The sequence below is a fragment of the Kitasatospora sp. NPDC057936 genome (genome assembly GCF_042887525.1).
Classification (GTDB): Bacteria; Actinomycetota; Actinomycetes; order Streptomycetales; family Streptomycetaceae; genus Kitasatospora.
The window spans coordinates 105032-112772 of the sequence record NZ_JBHVPD010000017.1; the positions used below are offsets into that span (position 1 = coordinate 105032).

Annotated in this window: 7 protein-coding genes and 1 pseudogene; 4 read left to right on the forward strand and 4 right to left on the reverse strand. The window is 74.9% G+C overall.

Features of this window, described 5'->3' with window-relative positions:
- Positions 1 to 16: 16 nt before the first annotated feature.
- Positions 17 to 1126, reverse strand: coding sequence for a hypothetical protein (locus tag ACFVU9_RS12270; RefSeq protein ID WP_387592684.1), 1110 nt, complete (start codon positions 1124 to 1126; stop codon positions 17 to 19).
- A gap of 174 nt (positions 1127 to 1300) precedes the next feature.
- On the opposite strand from ACFVU9_RS12270, the gene ACFVU9_RS12275 reads away from it, so the two are divergent.
- Together ACFVU9_RS12275 and ACFVU9_RS12280 are read left to right on the forward strand one after the other, a co-directional pair.
- Positions 1301 to 2233 (forward strand): class I SAM-dependent methyltransferase, encoded by a 933-nt coding sequence (locus ACFVU9_RS12275; protein ID WP_387592687.1) that lies wholly within the window; start codon positions 1301 to 1303, stop codon positions 2231 to 2233.
- Complete coding sequence (locus ACFVU9_RS12280; protein ID WP_387592690.1) at positions 2220 to 2795, forward strand: GNAT family N-acetyltransferase; 576 nt, start codon at positions 2220 to 2222, stop codon at positions 2793 to 2795. Before ACFVU9_RS12275 ends, ACFVU9_RS12280 begins: the two co-directional genes overlap by 14 nt.
- On the opposite strand, the gene ACFVU9_RS12285 is transcribed toward ACFVU9_RS12280, so the two are convergent.
- The 3 genes from ACFVU9_RS12285 to ACFVU9_RS12295 all read right to left on the reverse strand — a co-directional run bounded on the left by ACFVU9_RS12285 (position 2741) and on the right by ACFVU9_RS12295 (position 5129).
- Positions 2741 to 3082, reverse strand: a complete 342-nt coding sequence (locus ACFVU9_RS12285; RefSeq protein ID WP_387592693.1) for a DUF5713 family protein — start codon at positions 3080 to 3082, stop codon at positions 2741 to 2743. The genes ACFVU9_RS12280 and ACFVU9_RS12285 overlap by 55 nt on opposite strands.
- Positions 3083 to 3197: 115 nt before the next feature.
- Complete coding sequence (locus ACFVU9_RS12290; RefSeq protein WP_387592696.1) at positions 3198 to 4694, reverse strand: hypothetical protein; 1497 nt, start codon at positions 4692 to 4694, stop codon at positions 3198 to 3200.
- 57 nt (positions 4695 to 4751) lie between these two features.
- Positions 4752 to 5129 (reverse strand): ArsR/SmtB family transcription factor, encoded by a 378-nt coding sequence (locus ACFVU9_RS12295; RefSeq protein WP_387592699.1) that lies wholly within the window; start codon positions 5127 to 5129, stop codon positions 4752 to 4754.
- Positions 5130 to 5244: 115 nt separating this feature from the next.
- On the opposite strand from ACFVU9_RS12295, the gene ACFVU9_RS12300 reads away from it, so the two are divergent.
- Both ACFVU9_RS12300 and ACFVU9_RS12305 read left to right on the forward strand, forming a co-directional pair.
- Entirely contained in the window at positions 5245 to 7227 is a 1983-nt protein-coding gene (locus ACFVU9_RS12300; protein ID WP_387592702.1) for a heavy metal translocating P-type ATPase, read from the forward strand.
- Positions 7224 to 7571 (forward strand): annotated as a pseudogene (locus ACFVU9_RS12305) ((2Fe-2S) ferredoxin domain-containing protein); the annotation flags it as partial. The gene ACFVU9_RS12300 and the pseudogene ACFVU9_RS12305, both read left to right, overlap by 4 nt.
- Positions 7572 to 7741: the final 170 nt, after the last annotated feature.

Sequence of the window (7741 nt, forward strand, 5' to 3'; positions counted from 1 at the left end):
CTCGGCTGAGGGTTGTTCAGCGGGGGAGGACCTCCAGGAAGACGCCCTGCACTCCGGGGCGGTGGGCCAGCAGGTAGACGGTGTGGTTATCGGAGCTGACGGTCATTCCGTAGCTGAAGTCGGCGTCGGTGGGGACCGTCTCGCCGGGCACGGCGGCGTAGTCGGCGGTGGAGTCGAAGGCCACCAGGGAGAGCCGCTTCGTGGTCTGGTCGTACGCGGCGCGGCGCAGGAGGCCGCCGGCCGGGGCGGTGGACGGCGCGCCGCCGGTGGAGAAGTCGGGCGTGAGCGTGACCGGGGCCGTCGCGGTGTCGCTGTCGGTGTCGACGGGGTGGGCCAGGCGGGGGTCGCCGGGGTCGCTGTCGGTGACGATCAGGTGGGTGCCGTCCTTGGTGTAGGTCGCGTAGATCACCTGGGCCGGGAGGTTCGCCACGGTGCCGACGGCGGTCGGGGTGCCGGTCGAGAGGTCCAGGTGCACGAGGCCGGTGCCGGAGCTGACGTAGGCGTCGGTGCCGCCGGGCCGGACGGCGATCCGGCGCACGTAGCCGTCGGGCATCGGCACCTCGCCGGTGAACGCGCCCTGCGCGGTGGCGAAGGTGAGCACCCGGCCGGGCGTCCGGGTCGGCGGCTGCCCCGGCCGCAGGTACCCGCTCGGCCCGTCCTGGGCGACGAGGACCGTGCCGCCGTCCGTGCCGATGGCGACCTGGTAGGCGCCGCCGTCCTTCCAGGTGTCCGGCCGGATCTCCGGGGGCAGGGGGACGGTGGTGACGACGGTGTTCGTCGTGGTGTCGACGACGTACAGGACGAGGCCGCTGACCGCGTACACCCGGGTGCCGTCGGGGCTGATCGCCGATTTGTCGGAGGTGTAGTCGAGGCCGCCCAGGGGGATCTCGGCGGTGACGGCGCCGGCCGCGGTGTCGACCACCTTGAGCTTGCCGTCGGCCGTGACGTACGCCCTGCTGCCGTCCGGGCTGACCACGACGCCGGTCACCACCGTGCCGACGGGGACGGTGGTCACCGGGGTCGTGGCCGTCCCGTCCGCGAGCGCGGTGCCGGCGCCGCCGGCCAGGAGCGCCACGGTCGTGGCCAGGGCGGTGGCCCAACGGGCCTTCCTTGCACGTGAGTTCATGTCACATCTCCTCAAGTCGGGCTGCTGCGCGACAGGTTATGGGAGAAGTGTGAAGAGAGGGCCGAGTTTCCCCACTGTTTGTTTCCAGGGCGCGAGAGGCTCCCGGGCAACATGTGTTGCGTAACGAGCAATGAGTGTTGACGCCCGGTGTGGAGCGGCCCTACAGTGCGGGCCGTGACTATCGATGATCTTGCTCACCGCATCGCCGCCGACGTCGCCGGCGAAGGCGGCCTCGCCGGCCTGCACCGGCTCTCCGAAGTGATCACCGTCCTGGAGGATCGCCGCACGGCGGTCATCGACGAGCTGCGCCGCGGCCGCCACGCGACCTGGGAGGAGATCGGTCGCGCCTGCGGGATGACCCGCCAGGGCGCCACCCGTCGCTGGTCCGGCAAGCTGCGGGCCCGCTCGTTCGGCGCCGCGGCCGGCGCGTACCAGCAGGGGCGGCCCGGCTACCCGCTGGCGCTGATCGGCTCGGCCGTGCCGCGCGAGGCCCGCCGGGTGCTCGACCTCGGCGCGGGCACCGGCAAGCTGACCCGCCTGCTGGTGGACGCGGGCCTGGACGTCGTCGCCGTCGAGCCGGACGGCGCGATGCGCGACCAGCTCGCGGCGGCCGTACCGAAGGCGGCCGTGCGGGGCGGCTCGGCCGAGCGGATCCCGCTGCCGGACGGCAGCGTGGACGCGGTGGTGGTCGCGCAGGCCTGGCACTGGTTCGACCAGGGCACCGCCGTCCCGGAGATCGCCCGCGTCCTCGCCCCCGGCGGCACGCTCTCCCTGATCTGGAACGTCCGCGACGAGTCCGAGCCGTGGGCCGCCGAACTCGGCGCCCTGATGCACCGCTCGGCGAAGCAGACGATCGACACCAAGCCCGTCGTCCCCGCCCCCTTCGGCGCCCCCGAGCGGCTGGAGATCCGCTGGGAGCACGTGACGACGAGGGCCGGGATCCTCGACATGGTCGCCTCGCGCAGCTACGTCATCACGCTCCCCGAGGCCGAGCGCACCCGCCTCCTCGCGGACGTCGAGCACCTCCTCGACACCCACCCCGACCTCGCGGGCCACGAGGAGATCGCGATGCCGTACGTGACGAGGTGCACGCGTGTCCGTCTCTGACCCCGACGGGGTGTCCATCCGCCGGCTGGGCGCGGGCGACGCGGAGGTGTACCGCACCTTCCGTCTGGAGGCTCTCCGGGAGACGCCCGAGGCCTTCACGTCGAGTCACGCGGAGGAGTGCGCGAAGCCGCTCGCGGTGTCCGTCCGCCGGCTGGCGGAGGGCGCGGTGCTCGGCGCGTTCGCCGCGGACGGCTGGCTGATCGGCACGGCGGGCCTCAGGCTGCGCGCCCGGAGCCAGGAGCGGCACAAGGCGACGCTGTTCGGCATGGCCGTGGCCCCCGCGGCGGGCGGCCGGGGCGTCGGCCGGGCGCTGGTCGCGCGGACGCTCGAACTGGCCGCTGCTCGAGAGGGGTTGCAGCAGGTGCTGCTGACGGTCTCCGAGGGGAACGAGGCGGCGCTCCGGCTCTACACCTCGTGCGGCTTCGAGGTGTGGGGCCGGGAGCCGGGGGCCGTCGTGGTCGGCGGCCGGGCCGTGACGAAGCTGCACATGGTGCGCTTCCTCGACTCCTACCAGTCCCGCCCGGAGATCAGCTTCTCGGCGTCGGCCTCCGGGAACCCGTAGGCGTTCGCGATGAACCAGAAGTCCTCGGCGATCTCCTCGCGGGCGACCGTCTCGATCTCGCTGCCGGCGGCCTCGAACGCCTCCTGGAGGACGTTGAACTCCTCGGTGGCGCCAGCGGTGAGGCCGTACAGCGCGTCGAGGTCACCCGGCCGCTCGGCCTCGATCCGCTCGCACAGCCGCCGCAGGATGGCGCACCCCTGGTCGACGACGGCGTCGGGGAAGTAGTCGTCCCGGTACAACCCGGGCAGGAACGAGTACTGGAGGACCTGGTCGTTGGTGATCGGCATGGCGTGCTCCCTGTCGTGGTCGGACGCCCCGATCATGCACCCCGCCTCTGACAATCCGCCTCTGACAGCGCGCCTCTGACAACCCGGCTGCGGCAATCCGGCAGCGGCAGCCCGGTTACGGCAGCCCGGCGAGGTCGAGGAGCCCGTGCAGCCGGGCCCCGGTCAGCGCCGGGTTGGCCGCGGCGGCCTCGGCGAGCGCGGGGTCGGCGAGGAGGGCGTCGACCACGTCGGGCGGGAGCAGCGGGTTGGTGGCGGCGGCCCGGCGGACTCGCTCGTCGGGGTCGGTGAGGAGCTCGACGGGCGGGTGGTCGAGGGTGGGGTCGGCGGCGGCCAGGGCGCGGACCTCGGGGTCCTCGTGGGTGAGGAGGTGCTGAAGTCCCGTGCGGGGCAGGGTGGGTAGCGTCCGCAGGTACTCGCGCTGCTCTGGGCTCGCGAGGAACGCGGCGAGGACGGTCCCGGGCGGGGCGAGCGGGTGGTGGTAGGCCAGCAGGTGCCGCACCCCGGCGTCGGGGTCGTCCGCGAGCCGGTCGACGAGGTGCGCGGGCAGGCCGGGCCAGGTGGCGGCGGCCCGGCGCAGCGACGGGAGTTCGGAGACGGCGCCGGCGAGGTACCAGTCCGGCTCGGCCTCGGATCCCGCGCCGATCGGGCCGAGGTCCGCGGGGTCGTCGGCGAGGACGCCGTGGATGACGGAGGCCTGCGCCCGAGTGCGGGGGAGCGGGTGCGCGAGTGCCCGGGAGCGGACGGAGGGGTCCGGGTCCGCCGCGAGTTCCGCGAGCGACCCGGCGTCCAGGTCGGCCCGTCCGGCGACGCGCCGGCGCAGTGCCGGATCGGGGTGGCGGGCGAGCCGGGCGACGACGTGGGCAGGGGTGTACGGGCTGGCCGCGAGCGCGGGCAGGTAGCCGGGCTCCTCGGTGAAGCAGTGTTCGGCGATGGCGTCGGTGACCGCGTACAACCAGAGCATGGTGTAGCGGTCGCGCTCGCTCAGGCCCGGGCGGTGGAAGACCTCTTCGAGGGCGGCGGGGTCGAGGCGGCGGGCCTCGCGCCGGGCCTGGTCGCGGACGGTCTCGTCCGGATCCGCGAGCAGGGCTTCGCGCTGGGCGGGGGTGAGGTGCTGCCAACTGCGGGCGGCGTGGGCCCTGAGCCGGGGGTGGGGGTGGTCGACCGTACGGAGGGAGAATGCCGTCGGCACCTGGAAGGAGAATTCCAGCTCCTGCCGGATCTCGTCCGCGGTGAGGAGCGCGTCCCGGCCGGGCTCGTCCTCCGCGGAGAGCAGGGCGGCCAGCGCCTCGTCGGGCAGCGGCGCGACGCGGGGGAACCGCGGACGTGGTCCGGCGGCCAGCGCGGCGCGCACGTAGGCGAGCGGGTCGTGCACCAGCCGACTGCGGATCTCCACCGAGACGTACCGGTTCCGGGCGATCGCCCGCCGGACTCCCGGCTCCGGGTGCGCGAGCGCGGCCTCGACGACGTCGTCCGGCAGCGGACGCTTCTCGCACAGGTATACGCGCGCGGGCTTCGCCTCCGGCGCCAGCAGCCGCAGAAGGACGTCCGAGGGTGCGGCGCGGTTGGCGGCGACGCCGCGGAGCAGCGCATCGGGGGCGAGGGGGGAGAGCATCGGGCCATCGTCCCAGCGATCTTGGCCGGGCGTCCAGAGGGGTCCGTCGTGGCCCGGTCAGTCCGTCGCGTCGCTGAGCCCCAGGCGCAGGTGCTCGATGTGGTAGACGGCCTGGTCGAGCAGTTCGGCGACGTGGTTGTCGTACAGCGCGTACACCACCGAGCGGCCCCGGCGGGTGCCGGTGACGAGGCCGAGGTTGCGCAGCAGGCGCAGCTGGTGGGAGCAGGCGGACTGTTCCATGCCGACCTCGGTGGCGAGTTCGGTGGCGGCGCAGGGGCCCTCGCGCAGGCGGGACAGGATCAGCAGGCGGGACGGGGTGGCGAGGGCCTGGAGGGTGGTGGCCACGCGGGCGGCGCCGTCGGCGTCAAGGCGGGTGCGCGGGACGGCTTCGGCGGCGGCTTCGACGGTTCGGGTGGTGGCGGCTCCATGACCCATGAGGACCATCGTACAGGCCATGAATGAAGGAGCGTTCATATGTTCATGTATCGTGGAAACGCCCAGGGCCCAGCCCTGCCCTTGTCCTGTCGTGCCCGAAGGGTCCCCGCCTGCCATGCCCGCCACCCTGATCGAGCGCCCGGCGCCCGCCGCGCCGCCGCGTCCGGACGCCGCCCCCCGCCGCCGCACCCGGGTCTTCGCCCTGCCCGAGGCCCGGTGGGCCGCCGCGGCGACGGTGCTGTTCCTGACCGCGCTGCCGCTCCAGCTCACCGGCGCCCCTGCCTGGGCCTGGGGCCCGCTCTACGCCCTCGCGTACGCCACCGGCGGCTGGGAGCCCGCGTGGGCCGGCCTCCGGGCGCTGCGCGAGAAGACCCTCGACGTCGACCTGCTGATGATCGTCGCCGCCCTCGGTGCCGCCGCCGTCGGGCAGGTCATGGACGGCGCGCTGCTGATCGTCATCTTCGCCACCTCCGGCGCCCTGGAGGCCCTGGCCACCGCCCGCACCGCCGACTCCGTGCGCGGCCTGCTCGACCTGGCCCCGGCCACCGCCACCCGGCTCCTCGCGGGCGGCGCCGAGGAGAGCGTCCCCACCGAGGCGCTCGCCGTCGGCGACACCGTCCTCGTGCGGCCCGGCGAGCGGATCGGCGCCGACGGTCGGGTCCTGGACGGTGCGAGCGAGGTCGACCAGGCCACCATCACCGGCGAGCCGCTGCCCGTCGCCAAGGCCGCCGGCGACGAGGTCTTCGCCGGCACCCTCAACGGCACCGGCGCCCTGCGGATCCGCGTCGACCGGGACGCCTCCGACTCGGTGATCGCGCGGATCGTGCAGATGGTCGAGGAGGCCTCCGAGACCAAGGCGCCCACCCAGCTCTTCATCGAGAAGGTCGAGCAGCGCTACTCGATCGGCATGGTCCTCGCGACCCTCGCCGTCTTCGCCGTCCCGCTCGCCGTCGGCGCGGCCCTCACCGACTCGCTGCTGCGCGCGATGACGTTCATGATCGTCGCCTCGCCGTGCGCCGTCGTGCTGGCCACCATGCCTCCGCTGCTCTCCGCGATCGCCAACGCCGGACGCCACGGCGTGCTCGTCAAGTCCGCCGTCGTCATGGAGCGCCTCGGCCAGAGCGACACCGTCGCACTCGACAAGACCGGCACCCTCACCGAAGGCACCCCGCGCGTCACCGACCTCCGCCCGCTCACCGGCTCCGGCCTCACCGAGGACGGGCTGCTCACCCTCGCCGCCGCGGCCGAGCACCCCAGCGAGCACCCGCTCGCCCGCGCCGTCGTCGACGCCGCCCGCGCCCGGGGCCTCGCCCTCCCCGCCGCCGAGGACTTCACCTCCACCCCCGGCATCGGCGTCAGCGCCACCATCGACGGCCGCATCGTCGCCGTCGCCGCACCCGCCCGTCTGCTCGAAGGACGCAGCGGCCCGGAGATCGACCAGGCCAACGTGCACGCGGGGGAGCTGGAGGCGGCCGGCCGCACCGCCGTCCTGGTCGAGGCCGACGGCGTCCCGCTGGGCGTGCTCGGCATCGCCGACCGGCTGCGCCCCGACGCCGCCGCCACCGTCACCGCCCTCGCCGCGCTCACCGGCGGGACGCCGATGCTGCTCACCGGCGACAACCCGCGCGCCGCCGCCCACGTGGCCGCCGAGGTCGGCATCACCGACGTGCGCGCCGCGCTGCTGCCGCAGGACAAGGTGGCCGCCGTCCGCGAGCGCGAGGCGGCGGGCCGCAAGGTGCTGGTGATCGGCGACGGCGTCAACGACGCGCCCGCGCTGGCCGCCGCCCACACCGGCGTCGCGATGGGCCGGGCGGGCTCGGACCTCGCGCTGGAGACCGCGGACGCGGTGGTCGTGCGCGACGAACTCGCCACCGTCCCGGCCGTGGTGGCGCTCTCCCGGCGGGCCCGCGGCCTCGTCGTGCAGAACCTGGTGATCGCCTCGGTGTTCATCTCCGCCCTGGTCGTGTGGGACCTCGTCGCCACCCTCCCGCTGCCGCTCGGCGTCCTCGGCCACGAGGGCTCGACCGTCATCGTCGGCCTCAACGGCCTGCGGCTGCTGCGCGAGGCCGCCTGGACCCGCGCCCGGGCCGGCCGGTGAGCCGCCGCGAGGGACGGAAGAAGGAGAGCGCCGCGGCGCGCTGCACGGTGACGGTCTGCCGGGGCTGCTGCTGCGGCACACCGAAGGTCCCCGGTGTGGACCACGCCGCCCAACTCGTCCACCTGCGCACCGCGTTGGACGGCGTGGCGACCGTCCGCCCGACCACCTGCCTGGACGCGTGCGAGCAGGCCGACGTGATGGTCGTCCAGCCCTCCGCCGAGGGCCGCCGCGCGGGCGGCCGCCCGGTCTGGCTCGCCCTCGTCAACGACGCGGACGCCGTCGCCGACATCGCCACGTGGGTCGCCGGCGGCGGCCCGGGCCTGGCCGACCCGCCGGGCGTCCTTAGGGCGTGTCTGTCGGGTCAGGCCGGGTGCCGCGACGCCAGGGCACGCGCCTCGCTGCGTTGTCGTCGGTCGCCGATGTCCCCCAGCCTCCGGCCGGGAGGTGCCCCCACCGCATGGACTCCCTCCTCCGCCTTGCGATGCACGCACCCTGACGCCGCGGCCCTCCGACC

Bases quoted from the DNA above. Each gene is read 5' to 3' on its own strand.
- ACFVU9_RS12290 (WP_387592696.1), bottom strand. From the start codon at position 4,694: ATGCTCTCCCCCCTCGCCCCCGATGCGCTGCTCCGCGGCGTCGCCGCC.
- ACFVU9_RS12270 (WP_387592684.1), bottom strand. From the start codon at position 1,126: ATGAACTCACGTGCAAGGAAGGCCCGTTGGGCCACCGCCCTGGCCACG.
- ACFVU9_RS12295 (WP_387592699.1), bottom strand. From the start codon at position 5,129: ATGGGTCATGGAGCCGCCACCACCCGAACCGTCGAAGCCGCCGCCGAA.
- ACFVU9_RS12300 (WP_387592702.1), top strand. From the start codon at position 5,245: ATGCCCGCCACCCTGATCGAGCGCCCGGCGCCCGCCGCGCCGCCGCGT.
- ACFVU9_RS12285 (WP_387592693.1), bottom strand. From the start codon at position 3,082: ATGCCGATCACCAACGACCAGGTCCTCCAGTACTCGTTCCTGCCCGGG.